General features: G+C 29.1%; 24 protein-coding genes. 8 read left to right on the top strand and 16 right to left on the bottom strand.

Annotated features, from left to right (window positions below; all coding sequences use genetic code 11):
- Positions 1–61: 61 nt before the first annotated feature.
- The 4 genes from IPK18_07905 (at position 62) to IPK18_07890 (ending at position 6,103) form a co-directional block, all read left to right on the top strand.
- The gene (locus IPK18_07905; GenBank protein ID QQR96841.1) at positions 62–1,498 is read left to right on the top strand and encodes a hypothetical protein; all 1,437 of its coding nucleotides are present in this window, start codon (positions 62–64) and stop codon (positions 1,496–1,498) included.
- A gap of 173 nt (positions 1,499–1,671) precedes the next feature.
- Entirely contained in the window at positions 1,672–3,282 is a 1,611-nt protein-coding gene (locus tag IPK18_07900; GenBank protein ID QQR96840.1) for a hypothetical protein, read from the top strand.
- Entirely contained in the window at positions 3,283–4,617 is a 1,335-nt protein-coding gene (locus IPK18_07895; protein ID QQR96839.1) for a hypothetical protein, read from the top strand. It abuts the gene before it with no gap.
- The gene (locus IPK18_07890) at positions 4,598–6,103 is read left to right on the top strand and encodes a hypothetical protein (protein QQR96838.1); all 1,506 of its coding nucleotides are present in this window, start codon (positions 4,598–4,600) and stop codon (positions 6,101–6,103) included. The genes IPK18_07895 and IPK18_07890 overlap by 20 nt, the downstream gene beginning before the upstream one ends.
- On the opposite strand, the gene IPK18_07885 is transcribed toward IPK18_07890, so the two are convergent.
- The 5 genes from IPK18_07885 to IPK18_07865 form a co-directional block, all read right to left on the bottom strand.
- Positions 6,104–7,597, bottom strand: a complete 1,494-nt coding sequence (locus tag IPK18_07885; protein QQR96837.1) for a 2-isopropylmalate synthase — start codon at positions 7,595–7,597, stop codon at positions 6,104–6,106. It lies immediately after the preceding gene.
- A 127-nt stretch (positions 7,598–7,724) separates the two neighbouring features.
- The gene (locus tag IPK18_07880) at positions 7,725–8,492 is read right to left on the bottom strand and encodes an outer membrane beta-barrel protein (GenBank protein QQR96836.1); all 768 of its coding nucleotides are present in this window, start codon (positions 8,490–8,492) and stop codon (positions 7,725–7,727) included.
- A 74-nt stretch (positions 8,493–8,566) separates the two neighbouring features.
- On the bottom strand, positions 8,567–10,033 hold the full coding sequence (locus IPK18_07875) for a hypothetical protein (protein QQR96835.1): 1,467 nt from the start codon (positions 10,031–10,033) through the stop codon (positions 8,567–8,569).
- A gap of 4 nt (positions 10,034–10,037) precedes the next feature.
- Positions 10,038–10,286: a hypothetical protein gene (locus tag IPK18_07870; GenBank protein ID QQR96834.1), complete on the bottom strand. Its 249-nt coding sequence runs from the start codon at positions 10,284–10,286 to the stop codon at positions 10,038–10,040.
- The gene (locus tag IPK18_07865) at positions 10,276–11,697 is read right to left on the bottom strand and encodes an undecaprenyl-phosphate glucose phosphotransferase (GenBank protein ID QQR96833.1); all 1,422 of its coding nucleotides are present in this window, start codon (positions 11,695–11,697) and stop codon (positions 10,276–10,278) included. Before IPK18_07865 ends, IPK18_07870 begins: the two co-directional genes overlap by 11 nt.
- Before the next feature lie 199 nt (positions 11,698–11,896).
- On the opposite strand from IPK18_07865, the gene recA reads away from it, so the two are divergent.
- Complete coding sequence (recA, locus tag IPK18_07860) at positions 11,897–12,904, top strand: recombinase RecA (protein QQR96832.1); 1,008 nt, start codon at positions 11,897–11,899, stop codon at positions 12,902–12,904.
- A 49-nt stretch (positions 12,905–12,953) separates the two neighbouring features.
- On the opposite strand, the gene IPK18_07855 is transcribed toward recA, so the two are convergent.
- The 5 genes from IPK18_07855 to rlmN form a co-directional block, all read right to left on the bottom strand.
- Positions 12,954–13,415, bottom strand: a complete 462-nt coding sequence (locus tag IPK18_07855; protein QQR96831.1) for a hypothetical protein — start codon at positions 13,413–13,415, stop codon at positions 12,954–12,956.
- Between the two features lie 30 nt (positions 13,416–13,445).
- Positions 13,446–13,913, bottom strand: a complete 468-nt coding sequence (locus tag IPK18_07850; GenBank protein QQR96830.1) for a hypothetical protein — start codon at positions 13,911–13,913, stop codon at positions 13,446–13,448.
- Positions 13,914–13,924: 11 nt separating this feature from the next.
- On the bottom strand, positions 13,925–14,428 hold the full coding sequence (locus IPK18_07845) for a hypothetical protein (protein QQR96829.1): 504 nt from the start codon (positions 14,426–14,428) through the stop codon (positions 13,925–13,927).
- Between the two features lie 6 nt (positions 14,429–14,434).
- Positions 14,435–15,037, bottom strand: coding sequence for a hypothetical protein (locus tag IPK18_07840; protein ID QQR96828.1), 603 nt, complete (start codon positions 15,035–15,037; stop codon positions 14,435–14,437).
- A gap of 180 nt (positions 15,038–15,217) precedes the next feature.
- A complete protein-coding gene (rlmN, locus tag IPK18_07835) occupies positions 15,218–16,264 on the bottom strand; it encodes a 23S rRNA (adenine(2503)-C(2))-methyltransferase RlmN (protein QQR96827.1) in 1,047 nt (348 codons plus the stop codon).
- 44 nt (positions 16,265–16,308) lie between these two features.
- Between rlmN and IPK18_07830 the strand changes: the two genes are divergently transcribed.
- Together IPK18_07830 and IPK18_07825 are read left to right on the top strand one after the other, a co-directional pair.
- Positions 16,309–16,476, top strand: a complete 168-nt coding sequence (locus IPK18_07830; protein ID QQR96826.1) for a hypothetical protein — start codon at positions 16,309–16,311, stop codon at positions 16,474–16,476.
- A 26-nt stretch (positions 16,477–16,502) separates the two neighbouring features.
- Positions 16,503–17,252 carry an SIMPL domain-containing protein gene (locus tag IPK18_07825; GenBank protein QQR96825.1) on the top strand — a complete coding sequence of 250 codons (750 nt, stop codon included), beginning with the start codon at positions 16,503–16,505 and terminating at the stop codon, positions 17,250–17,252.
- Here IPK18_07825 and IPK18_07820 read toward each other — a convergent pair.
- From IPK18_07820 to IPK18_07795, 6 genes are all read right to left on the bottom strand, one after another.
- Complete coding sequence (locus IPK18_07820; protein ID QQR96824.1) at positions 17,249–18,865, bottom strand: hypothetical protein; 1,617 nt, start codon at positions 18,863–18,865, stop codon at positions 17,249–17,251. The genes IPK18_07825 and IPK18_07820 overlap by 4 nt on opposite strands.
- On the bottom strand, positions 18,855–20,453 hold the full coding sequence (locus IPK18_07815; GenBank protein QQR96823.1) for a hypothetical protein: 1,599 nt from the start codon (positions 20,451–20,453) through the stop codon (positions 18,855–18,857). The genes IPK18_07820 and IPK18_07815 overlap by 11 nt, the downstream gene beginning before the upstream one ends.
- A complete protein-coding gene (locus IPK18_07810; GenBank protein ID QQR96822.1) occupies positions 20,446–21,609 on the bottom strand; it encodes an ABC transporter permease in 1,164 nt (387 codons plus the stop codon). Before IPK18_07810 ends, IPK18_07815 begins: the two co-directional genes overlap by 8 nt.
- A 247-nt stretch (positions 21,610–21,856) precedes the next feature.
- Positions 21,857–23,581, bottom strand: a complete 1,725-nt coding sequence (locus tag IPK18_07805; protein ID QQR96821.1) for a L,D-transpeptidase family protein — start codon at positions 23,579–23,581, stop codon at positions 21,857–21,859.
- Positions 23,582–23,693: 112 nt separating this feature from the next.
- On the bottom strand, positions 23,694–24,569 hold the full coding sequence (locus IPK18_07800; GenBank protein QQR96820.1) for a lamin tail domain-containing protein: 876 nt from the start codon (positions 24,567–24,569) through the stop codon (positions 23,694–23,696).
- A 38-nt stretch (positions 24,570–24,607) separates the two neighbouring features.
- The gene (locus IPK18_07795; GenBank protein QQR96819.1) at positions 24,608–25,453 is read right to left on the bottom strand and encodes a hypothetical protein; all 846 of its coding nucleotides are present in this window, start codon (positions 25,451–25,453) and stop codon (positions 24,608–24,610) included.
- 148 nt (positions 25,454–25,601) lie between these two features.
- Between IPK18_07795 and IPK18_07790 the strand changes: the two genes are divergently transcribed.
- The gene (locus tag IPK18_07790; GenBank protein ID QQR96818.1) at positions 25,602–26,597 is read left to right on the top strand and encodes an aspartate-semialdehyde dehydrogenase; all 996 of its coding nucleotides are present in this window, start codon (positions 25,602–25,604) and stop codon (positions 26,595–26,597) included.
- The last annotated feature ends 4 nt before the right edge of the window (positions 26,598–26,601 follow it).

Genomic DNA, 26,601 nt, shown 5'->3' with positions numbered 1-26,601 from the left:
TGATATAAATAATTGTACTGTAAGATAAACATATTTTATGCTATCTTAGTACATTTTTGTAATGCAAAATAATGATATAAATAAGAACAAGTTAGATAGTAAAGACTTATTAATGGTATTCTTATTATGTATTTCTGGCATTGTACTTACCTACCAGCTTGCGCAATACATGGATGTGTTGCTCTGGGATGAAGCAATATATCTAGATAGAGGATTTTTGCTTTGGAAAATAATTCCGAATACTTGGGGACCAATATATTCTGTTTGGTATAAGTTATTATCATATATAGAAATTGATAAAATAAATTTATATTATTTGAATTTTAAGCTTCAGACTATTTCTAGTGCATGCTTATTGTATTTCATGTTGCGTAGATATTCTATTAATATTTTTATCGCATTTCTTCTGAGTATAATATGGTTACATCATAGTTATAATCTTCCAGCATGGCCAAAAATTTCTCATTTTTCTATCCAGCTTGTTTTATTTGCTGCAATATTGGCTAGCTATTGCACTTCTTATCTAATTAAAACCATAATTTTTAGTATAGCATTTCTTTTTTGTGGTTATGCACGTCCTGAGTTATACTTGTCTTTTCTAATAAGTTTATGTATGGTTATCTATTTTCTAATTAAAGAAAAGAAGTCAATAAATCTATCTAAAATAGTTAGTCTTGTAGTGTTAGTTGTACTTACCTTGCTTACATACAAACTATATAAAACACCTTTTAATAATAATGATAGCCAACGAAGTGTTGGTGTATTAATACAACATCTTGCCTACAATATTACAACATGGAATCAGCAAGATTTGCTGTGGTGGTATGAATGGAAAAGCATTATTCGTCAATACGTAGATGAACCATTCAGGTTAAAAGATATTGTGCTTAATAGTGATGGAATATTTTTAAAACATATTCTATATAATATAAAAATGCTTATCATTTCTATATCTGATATTATAATATCTATTATTGTGCCATATTCATTTTTTAGTAAGAAATTGATTTTTACAATAATAGTACCATTTACATTCTTACTTATTTTTTATAGCAATAGAATAACAAAAAACATTACTATTAAAAAATATAGATACATTTTATTATTATTTGTGATTGCATGCTTGCCATCAATATCATCGAGTATTTATGCATATCCGAGAACACATTATCTTATTATGTTAATTCCATTATTGTGGTTTCTTGTTGCAATATTCATCAACAATTCAACCTTAAACATTAAACATTGTGTACTTTTATTTTTATTATTTATAGCATTTGCACCAAAAGCAAAAGACTATATATATTTTGATATGTTTGGCACACACCAAGACATGACAAATGTGAAAACCATCAACTATATACAAGAGAAATACAAATCAGATACAATTTGTATTTTTGATGCTGATGGAATGTTGCCAACTCTAATGCAAAAAAACTATACGATATACGATTTTAAATCATTAATTGCTGATGAAAAATATATTTTTCAGATTTAATGCAACAAAAGCAACCAGATATTATTTTTTGTTAGTCCTACAATGATGAAATGGACAAAGCTAAAGAATGACACTTTATTTAATAATATAATTTCAAAACCAGACAATTATCAATATAAAAGAGAAAATATTGATGGCGTGAATAATGCTTATTTATTAGTAAAAGAATAAAATTGGAAAGAATAAAAAATAGTAAGACTATAAATCTAATTGCAATCATTCTAATTATTGTATTAGGCATAATTATTACCTATAATTTAGAAAATTATATGGATGTCTTACTTTGGGATGAAGCAAGATATCTTGACAGAGGTTTATGGTTATGGCATGCTTATCCAAAAAACAGTAGTCCATTGTATTCTGTTTGGTATAAAATACTATCCTTATTCAATGACAATAGAGTAGAGTTATATTATCTCAATTTCAAGGTATTAAGCATTACAACTGCTGTATTAGCTTATTTGTTTTTAATTGTATACCGTACACCAAAATCAATTGCATTCTTTTTTGCATCTATGTGGTTGTATAGTGCATATAACCTACCTGTTTGGCCAAAAGTTTCACATTTTGCAATTATCTTATTTTTCATAGCTACAATTGCTGTAAATTATATCTCTTCAAAAGTCGATCAATTACTTGTGTTCAGTGCTGCTCTATTATTAGCATCATTTGCAAGACCAGAATTATATGTTGCATTTGTGTTATTTGTAATATTTTCAATAATCTATATCTATACATACAAAATAAAAATCAGCAAAGGCAATGCTTATCCAATTTTGGCATTTATCTTATTATTCTGTGTAATCTATTTTTTATACAAAACACCATTCACAAGTGGCGACACGAGTCGTGGCTCATTTGCATTTGTACAGCACTTTGCGCACAATTATGCCATTTGGACAAAAGAACATTTCGTGTTCTGGTACGAATGGCCAGAAATTCTACAAAAATGCTTTCCTCCACCATATAATTTAAAAAACATTATATTAAATACTGAAAGCTACTTTTGGAAACATGTTTTCTTTAATTTGTCTGAACTTGGGAAAAATATTGTTACAATATTTGCTTCTATTTTGTTGCCGATTGAATTTGTGTGTAGCAAAAAAATATTTTTCATCACATCAGTTCTTGCCTTAGTTTTTATTATTTACAAAAGCAAATTTAATAATATAAAGAATAGATTCATTCAACATCATCTACTAGTATTCTTTTTATTAATTGGCATTATTCCTGTTGTTCTATCTAGTATTTATGCCTATCCAAGGATGCATTATATGGTCATGTTGTTTCCAACAAGTCTATTTATCATTGCTATGTTGTTTGATAAAATTGAGCTAAAAAATGATGCTTATTTTATTTTAATTATTTTTTGCTTATTTGCGGTATTTGCTGCAAAGTCTAAAGATTTTAAATATTTTGATATGTTTGGCTCAAACAAAGGACGGATGAACCAAAAAACCATTCAATACCTAGAAAAAAAGTATAAAAATGATTCCATTAAAATTTTAGATGTTGAAGGTGGATTGAGTACCATGATGACTCAAAATTTTACATCTATAAATCCAAATCAGATTTTTCAAGATTCCAGCATTCATTTTTCTGACGTAATAAGCAAAGAACAACCAGATATTATCTATGTTACACCAATATTACTTAGATTAAAGAAAATTAAATCTGATACTGTGTTTCAAAAAATGCTGTTAAAACCAGAGAACTATAATTATTTTCGACAAAAAACGAGTATTTTTGGCGTTTACTTATTTGAACACAAAGCAACACAATAATTGGCAAAGAAATTTCTAGATACTGTATTGTACACAAGAGACCAAGAAGGCTATGAAGGAAAATTGATTTTTCTCTTTATATATACTTTATTTTGCAATAGCAGTACATTTTCACAATTTTCGGCTACATCATCATTTGCAGGTATATTTGTTATCATATTAATACCTTTAGTATTGATTTTTACTGGAGTATATTATTACACAGCAGTATTTATCTATAAAAGATTCACTGTCATTGATTTATTTGTTATTGCATGGGCGTTTGTACCAATATACAATGCATTAGCTACGCACTTTACACTTGATGTAAAGATATTAAAAGCAATATTCCCAAGTTTATCTAAATATATTGTATTTTCTGCAAGTCTATTATATTATCTAATTAGATATGAGAAGATAACTGTAAAACAATATTGCTTAGCGGGAGTATTAGTTGGTTGGTTTAATTTGATAATGTATGTTCTAATCAATATTTATATGGATCCACAAGGATATAAAGAAGACGAAGGCTTAGTTGGATATAATGAATCAAAAGGTGGCTATATTTGGCGTTTATCAAGTGTATATATTGTATTTGCACTATCATATCATTTTGTCGTTTTCGTAGTAAAAAATAAGTTTTTTCATCTTATTGGATTTTTAATGTTTACTGCTTATTTATTCTTCTTTGATAAACAAAGAACAGAAATACTATCAGTATTAATTCCTTTATTTTTTTATATGTTTGTTAGAGTTAGGTGGTATCAAACAGTTAACAGGCTCTTCCAAATAATCATATTAGTTGCAATTATTGCTGGTGTAATTTGGTATATAAACCCGTTGCTTCTGCAATTTACAGCAGATATGTTTATCAATTTCTTTAAATTTATGTTGGGTATGGAAACAGGGGAAGCCTCAGCTGACTCAAGAATTATTCAGTTTACTAATGCTTATAATTATTTTGAACGACATCCCAATCAGATTTTCTTTGGTATTGGTTACCCTAAACCAGAACTCTTATTTATTAATATGGGTAAGTTTATATTTGTTGATTGTGGCATTGTAGGTATATTAGTAGCTCATGGTATTATTGGTACTATTTTCCAATTATCTATGTTTTTATATCCTTTATATGTTTTAATAAAAGTAAAACATTATAGAAAAGATATTTTCTTTAATATGGGAATTTTAGGCTGTGCAATTACCTTTGCACGTGGTATGTTTAGTGGCGATTTCGCCATTAGTGCTTTTGGCTTGTTTTATTTCTTTTCCTTTATCGAATATTACAGAGTAAAAGAAAAAATTTATTGGAAAGAACAAAAATTAGCAGCACAAAATGAAAAAGAAAATTCTTAAATATGTGCTAATCTGTTTTCTATTGCTTGTTATTGTAAAGCAATTCCAAAAGAAGAAGAATATTAAGAAAGATAATCAAGAAATAGTACTAGATAATCAAACGTTTGATATTTCAATTCACATTGACAAGAGCTTTCCTAAACAAATTAACAGAAATATATTTGGCATGAATACAGGATTTGTTTGGAATACAGAAATTGATAAAGATTCAAATTTTGTCCATTTATTAAAATCTAGTAACAACCAAATATTAAGATTTCCTGGTGGTGGCGTTGCCAACGATTATCAACCTGATGAACCTGGATATGGCTACAATCCATTGAAGAGACCAATAGCCAAACCTTTGATTATGCTATACAACCAGACAAAAGATAGAAAATACAATATCATTGAAAATTTTATCTCGCTTTGTCATCAATCTAATGCTAAAGCAATTTATTGCGCCAATGTATTAAATGGTAGTCCTGAAAAAATGTTGTATGTAATTAAGAAATTGAAAGAACAGAATATAGAAGTTGTTGGCGTAGAATTGGGCAACGAATTTAATTTAGGAAATTATAGACATATTTTCCCAAATGCAAAAGTATATACTGATACAATTAAAAGATATATACATGCTCTGAGAAAATATCATCCAGATATTCCTATTGGTTTAATTGCAGAGCCATTAAATCTAAATCAATTAACTGATAAAAGAAGCCAATTTATGCATAAATGGAATCTGGCTATTAGCCAAGAAGATTTTGATGCATATATTATTCACCATTATTTTCCGTTTGATGATAGACAAAAAGTATTTGACAATATTTATCTTAAAAGTTCTAATTTAATAGATTCTGCGACTTCTGAATTTGTTCCTAATACAATACAATACTTTAAATCTATACAAAAAAACAAAGCAAAAAAATTATGGCTTACTGAATGGAATATTTGGAATGCTTATGCTTTTAATACATTTTTGCAAGCAGATTTTGTAGGCACATTTTTAAATCAAATTATTGCTCAAGATTCAAATTATGTCTTTGATGTTACATGCATGCATGATATTGGTGGATTAATAGCTGGTGCAAAAAACAACATACAATATACTTATAAAGAAAACACAAGATTTGCTAGTGCAACTTATTTCTCTTATAAATTCCTTACTGATATTGTTATCAAAGATGAGGCTCAGATTGTAGCTATTGAGTTGAGCCAACAAATCAAACAGTTTAAGCTATATGCATATTATAGTACAAAGACAAATCAACAATATCTTTATTTCTCAAATTCTAGTGGGCATCAGATAAATCTAAAAATTGATGCTGTAGTTAAATCAATAAACTACAATTATATAGTTGCAAATAAGCTATACGCACACACTGGCGAAGCTCATTTTATAAAAGATAATCCAACAAAAAACGAATTCATTGAGCTTAAGAAAGAAACTATTCAGAACAATACTATTTCGATAAAACCTTACAGTTTAGGTGTAATCCAATACTAGTTATACTGTTTTATTTAATGCATCAATATATGCCATTGCTGATGCAAATACGATATCTGTGTCTGCTCCAAAACCATAATAAAATACACCATCTCTAGAAATTTGGATATGAACTTTACCTACATCATTACTGCCACCAGTAATTGCTTGTACTAAATATTCTTCTAATTTATTTGGTCTATTTATTATTTTATCTATTGCTTTGAGTGTAGCATCTACTGGACCATTGCCTTCTGCTGTTGCTTTTAGGTGTTGGTCGTTTTTGGTTAATTCTACACTTGCTTCTGCATGGTGTTTACTACCACAATTCACTGATAAATCAACAATCTGATACATTTTCCCAGATGTGTTTTCACCCATCATTTCTAATAAATCTTGATCATTAATTTCTTTTTTTGCATCAGCAACTTTCAAAAATTGTTGGTATGCTGTATCTAATTCTTCAGTACTTAAATTATATCCAATTAATTCTAATCTATGTTTAAGCGCGGCGCGTCCACTTCTTGCTGTCAATAATATTAATGACTCTGGCACACCTACATCTTGTGGATTGATTATTTCATAATTTTCTCTATTCTTTAATACGCCATCTTGATGAATTCCTGATGAGTGTGAGAATGCATTTCTACCAACAATTGCTTTATTTGCTTGTACTGGCATACGCATCAATCTTGTGATTAATCTTGAAGTTGGATAAATATTTTTTACATTAATATCTGTGTAAAGATTTATACTCTCTTTGTGTGATTTTAGAATCATTGCAATTTCTTCTAATGAAGTATTTCCTGCACGTTCGCCAATTCCATTCATAGTTACCTCAACTTGTCTTGCACCATTTTTTAAACCAGCAATTGAATTTGCAGTTGCCAAACCTAAGTCATTATGACAATGAACAGATAAAATTGCTTTATCAATATTTGGAACATTATTCATCAAATAGGCAATTTTTGCACCATATTGGTCTGGCGTGCAATAGCCTGTTGTATCTGGAATATTTACTACTGTGGCACCATTAGCAATTACTGTTTCTACCATTTTTGCTAAAAATTCTAAATCTGCACGACCAGCATCTTCGCAGAAAAATTCTACATCATCAACAAAGTTACGTGCATATTTTGCTGCCCACGCTGCTTTTTCTAATATATTTTCTCTTGTCGTTCTTAGTTTATTTTGGATATGAATATCTGAGCTTCCAATTCCAGTGTGTATTCTACCTCTTTTTGCAAATTTTAGTGCCTCTGCTGCGCATTCTATATCTTGTGCCACAGCTCTTGTTAATGCACAAATAGTTGGATTGGTAATATTTTTTGAAATTTCTACAACTGAATTAAAATCTCCAGGTGATGAAATTGGAAATCCTGCTTCTAAAACATCAACGCCTAATTTCTCTAATGCTATCGCTACTTCAATTTTCTCGACTGTATTTAACTGGCAACCTGGCACTTGTTCACCATCTCTAAGTGTTGTATCAAATATATATACTTTATTATCCATAATTTATTTTTCTATTGTATTGATAAAAAAATCCGATTTAAAAAATCGGATTAGATTTACACTCACTAAGTTAATTAAAAATAACTGATAGTGTATGTATTGTTTAGTTTAAGAATGTTTTAAAATATTACAAACCGCAAATGGCTATACCAAATTGCAATGGATACATTTGTGGTCCTTTGTTTTTCTGGAATACAGATGATATTTGATAATTAACATATAGATTGAAAATTCCATATCCACCACGCACATATACGCCATATCTTAATTTGTTTACATTGGCTACTTTAAATTCTTTGAATTTTACTTCTCCTGTGCCAGTTTCTATATCTTCGCCTTTGTATTTCCATTTGCTTGCTAACAAGAATCCAAGTTTGAAACCTGCTGCTAGTTTCCAAGATGTTTGTTTTTTATTTGGTTTTGAGCGAAATCTAAATTCCAAAGGAATCTCTGCGTAAACTAATCCTAGCTTAGATTTTTTTGCAGTAACAGAATCTCCAAGTAATGGAAATGATGTGATAGTATCTTGTAAGTTGGTATTATTTGGCCATGCTATGCCATTTTTTTTATGATAATAATTATCTGTTCCTATTCCAATTCCTGGTGCAACACTAAATCTTGATTTCCCTAAAACTACATCATAAGTAAAATAGGCATTAAGACTTCTTGAAAATGCACTCATTTTTAAATCATTTGGTCTGTTTAGCATTTGATTTAATCCGAATTCTATTAGTATTCTATCTTTTGCTTTATTTACTTTTGCTTTTACTTCTGGCGATACGCCTTTCGTTTCTGTTTTTGTAGCTTCTGTACTTACAGTAGTATTGCCATTATCTTGTGCGTTTAATGTAGATATAAGTAGACAAAGTCCAAGGCTGATAAGTATTTTGTGCATATTTCTCACTTTCATTTTACAAAAATAAGAATAAAATCTCATCTCTGCGTATATGTGCTTGATTTTTAGTTTTTTTAATATAAAACTGGCAAGTCGTAGTATCTATTAAATATATTAGTATATATGCTAAATCCAAAATTATGACTGTTGAATTCTGAGAAATTAAAACTATTACTTGTATAATTTCTTAATTGCAACCTTAGTTCTGCTACTAAATTTATTTTCGGATTTAATATGTATCCTACTCTAAATTCATTATTTAAAATATTATATGCTGTACCATTAAGCATGCTCACACTACCATCATTTGCTGTTTGTTTGCTTGCTTTTAATATGTTGTTTCCATAGTTTTCGTTTGTTGTAAAGTCTCCAACGAAATCGTAACCTGCTTGAGTGAAATTAAATTTATATGATGCATATAAACGTTTCCATTGATAATTAACAATAGCCAAATATTCTCTAAAGTTTGCGCCCATGCTATGCGTAATTGACTGATTGTAATGACTGTAAGATAATACACTATCTGAACCTTGATACATAAATGGTCTTACTTGATTGTATTCTACTTGTAAATTTAGATTTGGCACATTAGCAACATCATAATATTTCATTCCTGCTTGGAATGCCACTTTTCTTTGATCTGATGATTTGCTTCCCCAACTTTGGAAGGCAAACTGACCATATGCTACTAAATTTTTTGGCAATGGTACTTTTATATTCATTCCATATATTTTAGTTGTGTTTGGTGCCAATTTTTTCTGAAATGCACGCACACCCAAAATTGGATTAATAAAATTATAATCGAAAAAAGTATTTCCTCTTTCTGTTGTTCTTCTCCAAGTGATGCCTTCAAACACACCAATTTGTAACCATTTAGCTGCGTCGATACTTAGGTAGTTGAATGTGGCTAACTTGCGTTGATAGCCAAGTGTAAAATCTGTACCTCTTCTAATATTATTTAATAATTCTGTATAGATTGATGTGTATTTGATTCGCCATACATTGGCTGTAAGTTGTAAGTATGGATAATTAAATGCATTGTCTGATAAAAATAAAGAGCGAACACCATCACCAATAAAATGTTTTCCATTTCCAATTTGCATATTAAATTGTTTAACTGGACTGTATGATATATATGCAACTGCTGAAGAAAAATCATAAGTATTATTGGTTGTTGGTCTAGATCTTCCTTCGCCTGGAACTGCAACTGTTGCAAATGAGTAGAGTGCTACATGTGTAGGAAATTTGGCAACATTGTTTGTTATTGATGTATACAATGATACTTTTTTGCCAATATTTGCTTTTAACTCAAATCCGATAGTTCTTTGAGATATTAAATTTCCTGTATAAAAATCTATACCCATTCCAAAGTTTAATAATGGATTTATGGCTACATAAAACTTTCTATCTACATATCCTGTATCAAAAGTTATGTCATTATAAGTTGGCTCATATGGATTTGCAACCACATCATTTCTATGTTTTACATATCCTTTTTCATCAAACTCTAAAAAATTCTCAAAGCCAACAACATTTATCATTTTGCTAAACCAGTCTGTTTTTTTTCAACCTATTTAGTCTTATAATTGTATCAGGATAAACATGCTCGTACACTTCTCCTGCATTATATGGTTTTATTGAAGAATGAAAAATTGGTTTGTCCATTTTATTCAAGTCCTTCTCATAAATGATACTCATTTCTCTATTTAAATAAAGATTTTCTTGTTGAGCATAATTGGGCAATATATTTACTAGTGTAAATAGTGCTATTAATAGAATATTTTTAAAATGCATTTTCTTCTCCTCTAATCATATTGATAATTGTCATAATAATAATTTTTACATCTAGTGCAAAACTCCAATTCTCTATGTACCATACGTCTGCTTTCACTCTATCTACAATACTTTCGTGGTTTCGAGTTTCGCCTCTAAATCCATTCACTTGAGCCCAACCTGTTATGCCAGGTTTTATCAAATGTCTGACCATAAATTTATCAATAATTTTTGAATATTCATGTGTATGTTTTAACATATGTGGTCTTGGTCCAATAACAGACATATGTCCGAAGAATACATTTATAAACTGAGGTAGTTCATCTAAGTTATATTTTCTTAGAAATCTTCCTATTGGCGTAATGCGGACATCATCTCTAGTTGCTTGTAATTCATGTGCTTTATCATTGACATACATGGTTCTAAATTTTATCACATCGAATGTATTTCGCATTAAACCCGAGCGTTTTTGTATAAAAAATATTGGACCTTTTGATGTCATTTTAATAATGATTGCAATAATAGGAATCAACCATGAAAGCACAAATGTAATAATGAAAAATGAGAATAGAATATCAAATGCTCTTTTTATGAATCGATTAACAAAACTTTCTAATGGCTCTGGTCTCAAGGTCATTACAGGAATTTGTCCGTAATAGTCAATTTCTATTTTATTTAAATGATGTGATAAAAATCTTGACATGTCTGGAACAATTTTTACTCTTACTAAATTTTCATCTCCAAACTGTATTAAATCTTTAATTTTTGATTCTTCATTATGTTGTAATGCACAAAATATTTCATCAATTTCATTTCTCAATGCATATAGTTTTGCATCTTCGATATTTCCTAATATGTGTTTTCTTACCTCAACGCTAAATTTTTCTGGATGATCCTCAAAAAAACCTAAAAACTTATATCCATATTCCATTCTATGCTCAAGCATTTTTTTAAATTCTTGTGCAGAATGCCCAGCACCAACAATAAGTACAGTTCTATTATTAAAACCTTTAGATCTATAAAATCTTACTGTTTTTATAAATCCAAAACGCCATATAATTGTAAGAATAAAAGATGTAGCATAAGTAACTAATAATAATTCTCTTGAAATTTTGAATGTATTATTCAAATCTTTAAATACAACTATATATGAAAATGCTAAAACAACTTGGAAGAAAAACAATCTTACCAATGATGATAATAAAGTAAAAAATCTTGTATTTCGATACATGTCAAATGTGCCAGAAATCTGAGCAGATACGAAATATAGAAGATTCAAATAAATCCAAAGTTGCAAATACATCTCTGAAAACAATTGAATAGGCTTACCCCAAAATGCCCAAAAGTGGCCAATAAGGTAAGCAGCATTTAGGATAACCAAATCTCCAATAGAATGAGCTAAGATAAATAAATTGGTCACTCTTTTTTTCATAGAAATCAGCTCAGATTAAATATTCTATATCTATAGAAGAAATTATTGTTAATAAAGTTGCAAAATAACTAAAAAATATTGAGTTAAAATAGCGTTAATAATAAAAACAGCCATCTCAAATATTAAATAATTGGTTTTTGTTTTATTTAAAAAAATATGCTTATTTTGTGGAAATTCAATAAAAATACGTCTATATAATATGAGCGAAAAAAATAAAGATGACAATAAGCTAAAAGCACTACAACTTACCTTAGATAAGTTAGACAAACAATATGGGAAAGGCACAGTGATGAAGTTAGGTGATAACTCTATCGTTGATGCAGAAGTAATTCCAACTGGCTCTTTGGGCTTAGATTTAGCATTAGGTATTAATGGTTTTCCACGTGGAAGAATCATAGAAATATATGGTCCTGAAAGTTCTGGAAAAACGACAATCGCTATACATGCTATTGCAGAAACTCAAAAAAGAGGTGGAATCTGTGCTATCATAGATGCAGAGCATGCATTTGATAAAAAATATGCAGAAGCATTAGGTGTGGATACTGACAATCTTTACATCACTCAACCAGATGATGGAGAACAAGCATTGGATATTGCAGAGCAATTGATACGTTCTGCTGCAATTGATTTGGTAGTAGTAGACTCTGTAGCTGCATTAGTACCACGTAGTGAAATTGAAGGTGACATGGGCGATAGTAAAATGGGTTTACATGCACGTTTGATGAGTCAAGCAATGAGAAAACTAACTGGTGCTATTAACAAAACACATTGTTCATGTATTTTCATTAACCAATTGAGAGACAAAATAGGTGTGATGTTTGGTAGTCCTGAAACAACAACTGGTGGAAATGCCTTAAAATTCTATGCTTCAATACGTTTAGATATTAGAAGAATTGGACAAATAAAAGATAAGGAAGGCAATGTGATTGGCAACGAAACCAGAATTAAAGTGGTGAAAAATAAATTGGCGCCTCCATTTAGAACTGCTGAATTTGATATTTTCTTTGGTAAAGGAATTTCTAAAGATGGGGAAATTATAGATTTGGGAGCAGACTTGGGTATTATACAAAAAAGTGGTGCTTGGTATAGCTACGAAGGTCAAAAAATTGGACAAGGTAGAGACCAAGTAAAACAATTATTTGCTGATAATCCTGAGATGTCTGCTGAAATTGAACAGAAAATAAAAGATAAATTAAGCGTAAAATAATTTATTTTATTTTTTATTTCTGTACAAATTATTTCTATGATTTTGTTTGTTATTGTACACTCAATTCATCTTCCCAAGTTTCCATAGGATACAAAACACTGCCTTTATTTATCTCTCTTTTTAAGTTTAATTTATTTTCAGTTGATAGAACTATCATAAATGAATCTAAATCTTCTACTGGTGTTTTGACATTTATTACCAACCATTTCTCATCATCTGATATTGTATATTTATATTTACTGATTTTACCTGGTACATTTCCTTCGCACAAACCATAATTATTTCCTTCTGTAATAAATACGTTTCCATCTTCATAGAAATTATAAAAACTTCCCATCCAACACCATTTGTTTAACGAAACGCCGTTTGATTTCATTTTTGCTGATCTCCAGTTTTTATTTACTAACCTAGATTGAACTGAAGTATTATTATTTGCTGTACTTCCTTCTTTTTTACAACTTATTGTAAAAAGTACTATTGCTGTTATTGTACTTATGGTAATACTTTTCATATATGAAGTTTTTCTATAAAAAATTATATTTTAATATTGTCTAACGAATTCTCTCGATTTTGACCAAACTTTAAGTGCATTTTGATAGTATGGATTGTATGCATGGACAGAACCATTTGTTGGACTTGGATTATCTGGTGGATTTGTACTATTTGGTTGATATTTCACTTTATAGTAGAAGAATGAACTATCTGTAGTACTACGAGCATCATAGTACCAACCCATTCTTACAGTATCATTTATTAATCGCCATGTGCCATAATAAGCATAGACTTCGGTTGTGCCATTGTCTATATTTACGGTAAGTTGGTTATTCTCTTTTAGGAAAAAACTATAGTTAAGACTACTAATCCCATTACTGCCTTGTTTTTTTGAATACCACAAACCTTCTACTGGGTATCTTGGAATTACTGTTACCTCAAATGTATCACATGATGATAAAAATATTGTAATTAAAAATAAATACAACATAACTTTATATATATTTAGTTTTTTCATAATTTAGATTATTAATATAAGTGATAAGATTTAAAATTTATTAGTTGAACAGGAATTCTTGATGCACCAGCAGATACGCCATAGAAACCTGTCATTTTAGCTAAGTTATCAGTTCCATTATTTGGATTATAGGTACTATTATGCATATTACTGGCTTGTAGTGCGTAGTGTACAAATGAAAAAGACACCTTTTGCCTATTATTTAATATATATCCAGTTATTACACTTGAATCATGGCTAGCATGTTCTCCTTCCCAAAACTTATCTATATATGCATTTACTTTATAATATCCTCTAAGTACTTGTATGCTATTGTTTGCAGTTTTATCTGGTTTTATTTCTATACTAACCAGACTATCTGTACTAAATAAGAAAGTAACATATCTACCAATACTATCTTTCCCTTGCCATATTCCTGGTATTGGCATTAATTTGGAGTAAGTTGAGTTGGTGGCACACCTATTCAATCCTATGATGACTGCTATAGCTATCAATATTACTGTAATTTTTTTCATATTAATTTATTTTATAATTTTAACATCAAAATTGATTTCTCCTTTTGTATTATGGTTTCCACTTATAGAATTTACCTTTATAAGACCAATTCTATTGCTGTTTGTCATAAACCTATATACTTTATTAGCTGATATATCTACTTCCCAAGCATTAGTAATATTCTTGTCATTTTCGTAAGCTGTATTTAATTGCTCTACTGTTGTGATGTTATTAAAGTCTGACACCGTAATATCTGTCACATTTATTTGTAATGTGTTCTTTGTAGTCCAATCTTCAACACCATAGTTTGAAGTTGCATACATATATGGTTTGTTTGCAATAGCATCTGCCATTGAGAATGGAGAAACAAACATAGCAACATCATCTGGATCATTATGTAAAAAAATCAAATCTATTTTAGATTGATTATTAAATGCTTCAGATAATCTATATACTTTAGCAGAATCAAATGAAAAAAAACAATTCCACCCTGATGTTGGTGTTGTTTGGTTGCCCATTGTTACATTATAACTTTCTACTAACTTTTTAGATGTTGCGTTGTTCTCTTCTTTTTTACATGATACAATGAGGAATATCATTAATATCATATTTAAGATATGTATTTTCATATTTATTAATTTTAATGTAAAAGTGTATATTTAGTAATTATATTACAACCAGAAATCGACGAACGACATGAAACAATCGACGAACGACATTTTTTTTTCGTTAAACAATCTCTTCTGTTACTTTAATCTTGATAAAGACTAAACTTTTGATATTATATTTTTCAGAGGTAGTTGCAAAAATTACATTTTATTAGCTAATTGACCGCAAGCTGCGTCTATATCTTTGCCTCTGCTTCTTCTTACATTTGCAATAACTTTTTGTTTTGTTAGGTATTGGATAAACTGCTCTCTTTTTTCTATTGCAGTCTTTACATAGTCTACATTTTCAATAGTATTGTACTCAATGATGTTTACTTTTACGCCGTTTACTCTTCGTGCTAATGTTGCCAATTTTTTTGCATCTTCTATTGTATCATTTACATTATCTAGCAAAATATATTCGAAGGTAATTTCGCTCTTTGTATGTTCGTCAAAATAATTGAGTGCTTCAACTAATGCTTCTATATTATTTTGTTCGTTGATAGGCATTATTGTATCTCTCTTTTCATCATCTGCTGCATGTAATGAAAGTGCAAGGTTGAACTTTGCATGGTCATCAGCTAATTTTTTAATCATTTTGGCAATGCCTGCTGTTGAAACAGTAATACGCTTGGATGCCATATTCAATCCATCTTCAGATGTGATTTTATGAATACTTTCCATTACATTATTATAGTTGAGCAGTGGCTCTCCCATGCCCATAAATACAATATTTGTGAGTGGTCGCCCAAGATGTTTTATTGCTTGTTGATTAATCAAAACTACTTGGTCGTAAATTTCTGCTGCATCTAAATTTCTTTCTCGTTTTAAATATCCTGTTGCACAAAATTTGCATGTAAGACTACACCCAACTTGAGATGATACACATGCTGTGGCTCTGTTATCACTTGGAATTAATACACCTTCTATAAAATGTCCATCGTGTAATTTGAATGCTGTTTTGATTGTTCCGTCATTAGAAATTTGTTCTGTGTGAATTTGAATTGGGTTAAATTTAAAATGCAAATTTAATTTTTCTCTTAGTTGGATGGACAAATTTGTCATTACATCAAAACTAGTAGCCGATTTTTTCCATATCCATTCATTGATTTGTTTTGCTCTGAATGCTGGCTCGCCCAATGATTTTATTTTGAGCATAAGCTCATCAAGATTTAGTTTTCTAATGTCTATTTTCTCAACATTAATCATTTGCAAATGTAATCATATTTAGAATGTTTTTTATATTTGTGTAGATGGAAGAAGAAAACATCAAAAAAGAAGTGCAGAAAGACAAAAAAATACAACAAGAGAATGTTGTAGTACCTGAAGACAATAACGATATTGGCATAGAACCTTTGATGCCAGAATTAGAAAAATTAGTAGAAAAAAATCCTAATCGTTTGATTGGATGTGGTGGATAATTATTACACAAATAAAAAATACATATATGAAAAACATATTTTTATTATTAAGCTTAATAGCAACAACAATACTTATTAATGCGCAAAGTTTTGGTAGCAATGAAAAATATATTGAAGTAAAAGTAAGTGATACTTTGATGGTGCAAGCCGATTTAATGACATTGATGGTACAAATTGAAGAAGAAAATGATGATTATGACTATGATGATTATGATTTAGATGAAAAAGAAATTGAAAAACAGAAACGTGACGCACAGAATAAACAAAAAGCTACAAAAGCAAAAATTGAAGCGATTCTTAATAAATATAATGTGAGTAGTTTTAAATTTCATGAGGAAGAAAAAAATAAAAATCCATTTTCAAAAGATTTTTCAATCTATGAAAATGCTTATGAGGTAAAATTGGATAATGTTTCACAATACGAAAAATTGAGCAACGAATTATTGGCAATTGAAGGTGTTGGTGTTACCACCACACAAGTAAATGTGAAAGACAAACATAGCCATGAAATTATTCTTCTTGAAAAATTGATGAATAAAGCAAAGAAAGAAGCACAAGTAATTGCAAAACAAATGGGCACAACGCTTGGCAATCCTTTGAATGTAAGTAACCAAAGCATGGAAAATGTATACACTTCTATGTTTAATAATCCAGAAAGTATGGGTGGCTTTGGCGCATTGTTTGGCATGCTTGGCAACATGCTTAATGGTGCAACAAAATCTACTAGTGTTACTATCTCAAAATCTTTGGTAGTAAGATTTGCTATTGGAAATTAGAATTTGAGTTCTACAAATTCTTCGCCACATTGATATATGTATATCATATCTTTTGGTTTTTGCTTAAGAGTTACTAAAACTTCTTGTTGCCAACCACCAATCATTTTTACACGATAATAATCATTTTCAAAATCTGTGGCACCATGTCTACGTTTCCACCACCATTGACCACAACATGGTAAAGTATATTTTAATGTTGTATCGTTTACAATTTCTATGATTGGGCAAATAGTTTCAGAAGTTACATTGTAGTTTAAAACTTGACCTATTTTTCCTTCTACTTGCATGTCTTTTCTGATGCAAATTGCCATTGCAAAATCAGATAGGCCGAATGGTTTTTCTTTAGATTCATCACTGGCAAAAATGAGTGCGCCACCAATTCTATCAGCAACTGCTAGAAACATATATTTCTTATTTTTTTCTAGGTTAAAAGTTTGTAATGAATTGTCTATAATTTTTTGTGCTTTTTGCCATTCAATAACATTTTTTTGTAATAGAATAAAATTTAAAACAAATAGAAAGCAGAATAATGTTTGTGCAAATACTTTATCTATATTATATGTAATAAGAAGAACAAATAGGTACACAAAAATTAATGAAAAATAATAATATCTATCACCTTCAATTGGTGTAACGTATAAGAAAAATAAATTTATAACTGGCAACAGACTTATAACACACAGCAATAGAACAAGTGTTTTTTTTAATAATCTTTTTTTATCTTTTACAAAATAATATAACAATAGAAACGCAACAAACAGAATCAAATAAAATACAACATAATATGATTCAATAAATACGTACGTATTATACATTTTATCAAAATTCCAATATTGTGTAAATGCAATAATATCTAAGAAGAATTTTAGAAAATTAGGTAAGCTTCTACTTATATTTGGTTCTAAGTGAATTTCTGGTCCGTAATGTCCAACTATTTTTCCTAATAAAAGGAATGTGATACTTAAATAGATTATTAGAATTATTAATGAAATAAGTGGAAACGTAAGGTGTCTTATTTTTATTTCGTTGAGATCAGCATAAATAAATATGATTACAAATATTATCAATGGAAATACAAAAGTAATTTCTGATGTAAAGATTGAAATAGTATTGATTGTAATGTATAGATATATATACTTGATTTTATCTGTTTCAATATATTTAAACAAACAAAATATACATAGTTGTATAAACAATGTAACTAAGGCATATTGCAACGTTGCTTGATATAAAACAACTTCTGTTGTATATGGCGAAATAAGGAATAGTATAGAAATACATAAACTTAAATATGTGTTTTTAATCTTTAGTTTTTGTAATAACATTTTAGCTATTATAAAAAGTAAAAATGCATTAATGCTGTGTATTGTAATTTTTAGGATATACCAATCCCAACCTTGTTCTCCAAATAAATAATAGGCAACATATTCTATTGTAAAATATACAAAACGAATAATGTAATCTGCGTTTAAATTAAATAAATAACTTAATGGTTTTTCATTTATTGTATATGAAAATGTTATAGCATCATAACACCATCCAGCATTGTACCCTTTGATAAATGCAAAGAATGCAATTATCCATAATAGTAAAAAAACATTTTTATTCTTCACTTATATTATTTGGTATTGTATCAATAATTTTCCATTGTGTGCCAGCGCATTGCAATACAAAAATAGTGTCTTTTGTTTTTTCTTTTATTGTAAGTTTATATCTATTTAACCATTCATCAAAAACCATAGAATAGTTATCATTATCTACGTTTGTAGCTCCAGCGCCATTCCTATAATACCATTTTCCAACTCCAATATTTGTTACTTGGTAGGTTCTGTCAGCCATTTTTATTGTTTCTGTTTCATTTTTATTACTAAAAATATTTATCTGTGCTAATTTTCTTATTTTTTCAAAATTATAACCTTCATCTTTATATAGATGCAAACCATAATCTAAACTATTTCTAAACATATACGCACCTTGATAATTATCAGGCAAATTTAGAATATATGCTTTCTGATTTTTTGATAATGGGTAATTTTTTAGTAATTCTATTGCATATTTTCCTGCCTTATTCCATTTATCAATTGTAGGAATGAGAAAAAACATATTTATTGTAATCATAATTACAAATAATACAATTGCAAATTTTTCTTTTATTACAGAAAATACCATGAATATTAATAGGCTATATGCAAATATTGATGGTAGGTACCCATACCTATCGCTTTGTATTTCAAATTTAAAACTTGTATCTAAGTTTAATACTGGCACTATCATTAAACCATAAGAAAGTATTAAGAATGATAATAGCTTTCTGTATGTTTTGTTTCTTAGCGATAAGAACAGTATGATGACTATAATTATTAGAAAAAATATTTTACACCATTCTTGTTCTAAAAGTATTTTAATTTGTTCTGGCAAATATCTAAATAATAGTATATATTTATATAAATACAAAACAAATGTATTGTAGATTTTATATATGTCTAAATTTGTATGTACATCTTTGCCATAATGAGCAATATATACACCATATATCATTTTTGTAAGCGAAATATAAAATGCTATCATTAAAATATTTGGCAATAATATTTTTAATGCAAATCCTTTATGATCCTTATTCTCTAATGTAACAAAATAGTATATCGAAAATAGTATTGGAAATAAGAATGCTTGCTCAAAACAAAACAGCGAACAAAAAAATGACAGATGAAATAAGATAAGGTATTTTGTCTTCTCAGCATCAGAATATTTTTTTAACAATAATAAACATGAGATTAAGAAAAAAACGATTAGAAGATAATGTAATGTTGCGCCCCAAGCTACAACTTCTGTTTGGAATGGTGCTATTAGAAATAAATATGACGCAATAATTATTTGATATTTCTTTATTCCATTAAATGATTTTAATATAAAATGATACCATAGATATGCATTGGCTACATGCAATAAGGAAAATAGAATATGCCAACCTAAATAATGTAATCCAAAAATCTTGTAGAATACATAGTATAAAAAACATGGTAATTGAAAATTGAAAATTATATTATATGAATCCCATATTCCTGCAAACCCTTCTTGTTGTATTTTTGCAAAGTAATAAAATGAATCATTAATAAATTTTGCATCTTTTGCTGGATAATAAATCACAAATATTATTATCCAAAAAAACAGAAAAATGTATCTATCTTTTACCTTAAACATTTTGTCCTTTTACATCAAATGCGTCTCGTAGTCCACTGCCTAATAAGTTGAATGCAAGTACTAATATCATAATGCAAACACCTGGTGCTAATGCTAAGAATGCTTTGTTTGACGTGAGATATACTCTATGTTCGTTAAGCATAGAGCCCCAACTTGGCGTAGGTGGTTTAACACCTAATCCTATAAAACTTAAACCAGCTTCTATTAAGATAGCTGATGCAAAATCTGCGGCAGCAACTACCAAAATTGGTCCAATAATATTTGGAAGTATATGTCTCAATATTGTTCTGAAGTCGTTGTATCCTAAGCTTTTTGAGGCTTGTATGTATTCCATTTCTCTTACGCTGAGTACTTGTCCGCGCACCATACGTGCTACTTCTACCCACATCGATAAGCCAACGGCAATAAATATTGCCAAAAATGGATTGATTTTATCGCCAATAGCAAAACGTATTGCCATGGCTAATAATATGGTAGGTATAGACCAAATAACATTTATCAACCACATAATTACATTATCTAACCAACCTCTATAATAACCTGCAATTGAACCTAAGAAGATTCCAATGGTTAATGAAATTAATACTGCAACTAAACCAACAGTGAGTGATACTCTGATACCTAAAAGTAATCTACTCAAAATATCTCTACCGTAAGCATCTGTACCAAGTATGTATTTCTTTTTGATAATGTACTTGTCTTTAATTAATTTTTCTAATTGGTCTTGAGATAATGTTGATAGCTTGCTTTTATCAGGAATTATTTCTCCAAGATTAAATATTTTTGTTTCTGGTGTTCTATCTGCTCCAACATAAATCTGTGCTACAATTGTTTTGCCTTCAAATTTATAACTTTGGATAGGCACCATTTTGTAAGGATTTTCTTTGCCACTCACTATTGTTTTAAAAATATTAGATTTTTCTATTTCGTTGTTTTTTGGAATTAACAACATTTGTATAGAAAAACCTGGCGATTGATTGTTCAATTCCAATACTTGATCGTCAGCATTTGGTGTGCTATCTGATGATATAAGTGGTGCAATGATTGCCAATATAATAGCAATAATAATTGTATATAAACTAAAAATGGCTGGCTTGTTTTTCTTCAGTCTCAGCCAAGTTTTATGCATTGGAGCTTCTAACTTATTATTAGACATTCAAATTTATAATTTAGTTACAAGATACATTATTTAATATAAAAAATAGAATTAGAATGCATGATTTTATTAATGTTATATATACTAATTAACAATCAAGTTGTTATTTTAGTTACAACATTTACTTAGCAAATAATTATCCATTTTATTTTAATTGTAATTTATTGTTTGATATTATTATTCAACTTTTTCCCTTGATGAAAAAAATTGCAAAAAGTCAATTATTAATTTGTCTGTCTTTATTCATTTATAATTCTGTGCTATCGTTTTGGATAGTTTCTGGTTGGGTTACACTATCATTGTTTTTATTTTTTACTAGTGTATCTTTTTTTATTTCTTTTTTAGCATTTAGAGTTACACTTTGCGTGCTGTCTTTTTTTGGTTCTTGCTTTATTGCTGGTTTGTTATATATTGCATTATTAAATAATACATTAATTATCTCTTCATCTTTTTTATAGACATCAGGAAAAAACTTTAGATTGCCACTCCAATCTGCTTCTGCTGTATAGTATTGTAAATATACAGAAATTGGGTTTTTGAGTGTAAATTGTTTTGTTGCAATTTTTTTATCTCTCAATCTTATCAAAGAATCATAGTCAAACTTAAATGTATCTAATTGCATTAATGCAGAAGCAACTTCCAATGGATCTTGGCATCTTACGCAACCATGGCTATGCGAACGATAATCAGAATTAAATAAATATTTGGTAGGCGTATCGTGTATGTACACAGAATGTTTGTTCGGAAATAATATTTTTACAGTACCTAAAGCATTTCTATATCCTGGTGGTTGAATAACTTGTGTGTAGCTGCCATTTTTTATAACCTTATATCCTTTAAAGCTTTTCATCTCATGCTTAATGATAGATTGTGGTACGCTCCATGTTGGCCATAATACAATTTTATCTATCGCACTAATGATTTCTGGTGTTGAATTCTTTCCATTTGCTTTGCCAATTACTACATTTTTTTCTTTTACAATGGTATCTTGGTGTACTACACGTAGTTTGTACGATGGCAAATTAACCCAAACATATTTACTATCGTCTTTATAATTTTCTTTGTTTGCTCTCCAACGATCTGCGTTTATGACAAGTAACTTAAACTTTTGTGCATTGTCTCTTTCTAATGCTCTTGCTGTCATGCTACCCAATACAGCATCTGCTTTGTATCCATTATCTTTCTGAAATCTTTTTAATGCATCTATATAAGCAGAATCATTATTAACTAAAGTATCATGTAAGTAATGGTGATATTTTAAGGCAATACGTGCATCCGAAATTGCACCTACTGAATCCAATTTATAATCTCTAACTTTTATAGCATTTGGAAGAATATTGTTTTTAGAGACAAATTGATATAATGCTTCTTTGTAACGTTTATATATAGGATGTTGTGGCTCTAATTTTTCTAATTGAGCAAGTAGATTTTTTTCTTTTATTATATTGTTTAATAGAAGAATATATTGTTCTTTTGATTCCCAAAAATTTGAATTAATTTCTTTTTTACCAGCATTATACATTCCATGGTCTAGGTGCAATGCAATATTCAAATATGCTTGTGTAAGCTGTTGTTCTAGTTGTTTGAGTAGCTCATAGTTTATTGTTGACTTGTTGTGTTGTAAAGAATCATAGATGTTTTTTATACTACTAAAATTGTATTTATCTTTCAGTAATGCATAATATTCTGCACTATTAAGAAAATTATACAATTGTTGTCCATTTGTGTTTAGTACCTCTTTATCAACCCAAATTGGCTTATAATCTGCTTGTTTGTAGATTGCTTGTGCTGCATCTTGCCAATTGCTATACTTTATACTATCAATAACAATGGCATCTAATTTTCTGATATCTGTTGCTATTAACTCTTTAATGGTATTATTAAATTCATTATCGCTTACAGTTGTTGCTTCTACAATAGTTTCGCTACCTTTGTTTTTGCATGCTACAAATAAAAGAAAGTAACAAAGCATAGATGAATATCTTTTGTGTATGCTTAAAAAAATGGAATAAAATGTGAGTTATCATAGTAGGTATATACAAAGGTATAAAACAATAATAAGATGTACGTTTAGCGAATTATTATTAATTAAGTTGTGTAGCAAGTACGCATTTCTCTTTGAATACAGATTTCCTGCCGTTTGTTTCTACTGTTTCAAAAATGATAAAATAAATACCAACACTTGCTTTGCTACCATTGTCATCAATGCCATCCCAAACTATAAATCCATTTGATGGTAATAACTCATTGCGTAGTATTGTTTTTACTTTTCTTCCTTCTACATTGTAGATTGATAAGTTTGCAAAAGTAGAAGGTGAGTCAAAAGCATAAGTAATGTTTAATACATCATTATATCCATCTTGGTCTGGAGAAAAAACTTCAGGTTGTATGCCAATATTGTCTAATTTTAATTCATTCAATACTGAGTTTTCTTTTGTTGGTGTTGCATGGTCTGCATTCTTATTTGCAGAATACCAATTGTTTTTATCTTGTGTTTTAGTTGTTGGATTTATTCTTTCTAAAGAAATATTTTTTGTAGCGTTCAAATATCCTGAATGGAAATTTGTATTGTATTTTAATCTGTCAAGTTCTTCTTTTTCTATATTATCCAATGCAATAATATCTTCATCATCTTCTAAAGGTGTAAATGAAACTTCAATTACATTATTAGCATCAACATTACTAAAGTCTTGTACCAATTTAGTTGCATCATTTGTAAAAACGAAATAACTATTAGGTTGAATAAAATAATTCTCATTTAAAAATTCAATTTCTTCTGTTTCTATTTGAGAAATTGGACTGTATTTTTTCCAAACAATATCTCTAAGCTGAAACATTTTGTTTGTCGTATTGTAGAATTCCACAAATTCTACTTTGTCAGTATTAAACATCACTTCATTGATTACTAGATCATCTTTTTGAGGCACATCTGTAATTGCAAATTCCAATGAGTCATTCAAATTAGCATCAAAAGAACACAAATCTGAGTGTTTAATGGTTAGTGTATAAATTTTATTTTTTCAAGTGCAATAGTTGGTATTAAGCTTAAAGTAGAATCATCAATTTTTTCTACAGATGCAAAAGCCTCAATATTATTAATTAAAAAGTTACTAGCACTTAGTTCTGTTGAGTTTTTAATTTTACTTGTTAATGAAAGTCTAACTTGATTAACATCAGCTACAATTTTATTGATACGGAAAGTGTCAGCATCAGATTTAACACCATCAATTGCTTCTACACTAAAATCATCAAAAAAGAATTGAGATTTACTATTTATTGTGTAACTACCATAAATGCCAAAAAAATGATTGTCAAAATTATTTGTATTCTCAATTATGCTATCTAATATTGTATAATTTTCACTTGAAACAGATTTGTAGGCAAAAACCCATTTGCACGCACCAGTCTTAGTTACTTTAATATATCCATTAAATCCTGTGCTTAGTTGATTGCTTAATAATGTTTGTAATACATTAAAGCTATTACCATTTTGTCTAACAAATTGAAGACTATTTTGTTCATTAATTTGTAACAAATATGCTTGATTATTTGATGATAAATCCTCATTATTACTCATTAGATATATTCTTACAAAATCTTGAGTACTAGGTTGGAAGTTAAGTTTTAGATAAAACTCATAAGAAACATTCTCAGTCAATGTAGAAGCTGTAGATAAATACGCAGTTCCTGCATCTACATCACCAGCCAATACTAATGTATTTTCAGTGTTTACAGAAAATTGGTCTTCAGTGCCATTCCAATTTGGATTTGAATTAAATCCACCATCTGAGAATTGCTCTACAAATTGCGCACTTACATTTAATGTAATAAATACAATGCTCAAAAACGATATTAATCTAATGAATAGATACACTTTCTTTTAAAATTATATAAATATAGTAGCAAACTTTCTTAAAAAGGTTGTTTGATAACATTAAGATAAGAATAAATTCCTAAAAATCTTCTATTTTAGCTATCCAAAATTTAATAAAATGAAAGTTGCAGTAGTTGGCTCCACAGGTTTAGTTGGTGGCGAAATGTTAAGCGTATTAGCTGAGAGAAATTTCCCAGTTACAGAATTGATTCCAGTTGCATCAGAAAAATCTGCTGGAAGGAAAATTTCATTTCAAGGTAAGGAATGGACTGTTGTAACATTACAAAAGTGTGTAGAGATGAAACCTGATGTTGCGCTTTTCTCTGCTGGTGGTACTACATCACAAGAATGGGCACCTATATTTGCTGAAGCTGGCATTACAGTAATAGATAATTCATCAGCGTGGCGTATGGATCCAACTAAAAAATTAGTTGTTCCAGAAATTAATGCAGACGCACTTACTAAAGAAGATAAAATTATTGCAAATCCAAACTGTTCTACTATTCAAATGGTAGTAGTTTTGAATCCATTACATTTAAAATATAAAATTAAAAGAGTAGTTGTTTCAACTTACCAAAGTGTAACAGGAACTGGGAAAAAAGCAGTAGACCAATTGATGAACGAAAGAGCAAATGGAAGTTCTGAAGAAATGGCGTATAAATATAAAATTGACTTAAACGTAATTCCACAGATTGATGTTTTTCAAGACAATGGCTACACTAAGGAAGAAATGAAGATGATAAAAGAAACTTGCAAAATTATGCGAGATGATAATATCAAAGTAACAGCAACTACTGTAAGAATTCCTGTAATGGGCGGACATAGCGAAAGTGTAAATATTGAGTTTGAAAATGAATTTGATTTAGCAGAAGTTCGTCAGATATTAGAAAACTCTACAGGTGTTATTGTAGAAAATGATGATGCAAACCAAATCTATCCAATGCCTATGAATGCTCATGGTAAAGACGAAGTATTTGTTGGTAGAATTAGAAGAGATGAAACTCAAGCAAAAACATTAAACCTTTGGATTGTAGCAGACAATTTAAGAAAAGGTGCTGCAACAAATGCTGTACAAATTGGAGAATATCTTTTAAATAATAACTTAATAGGATAATATC

This window comes from Sphingobacteriales bacterium (genome assembly GCA_016699615.1).
In the GTDB taxonomy this organism is placed as follows: Bacteria; Bacteroidota; Bacteroidia; order Chitinophagales; family JADIYW01; genus JADJSS01.
The sequence above is the reverse complement of the archived record's forward strand: the minus strand, read 5'-3'. Positions and strand labels throughout refer to the sequence as shown.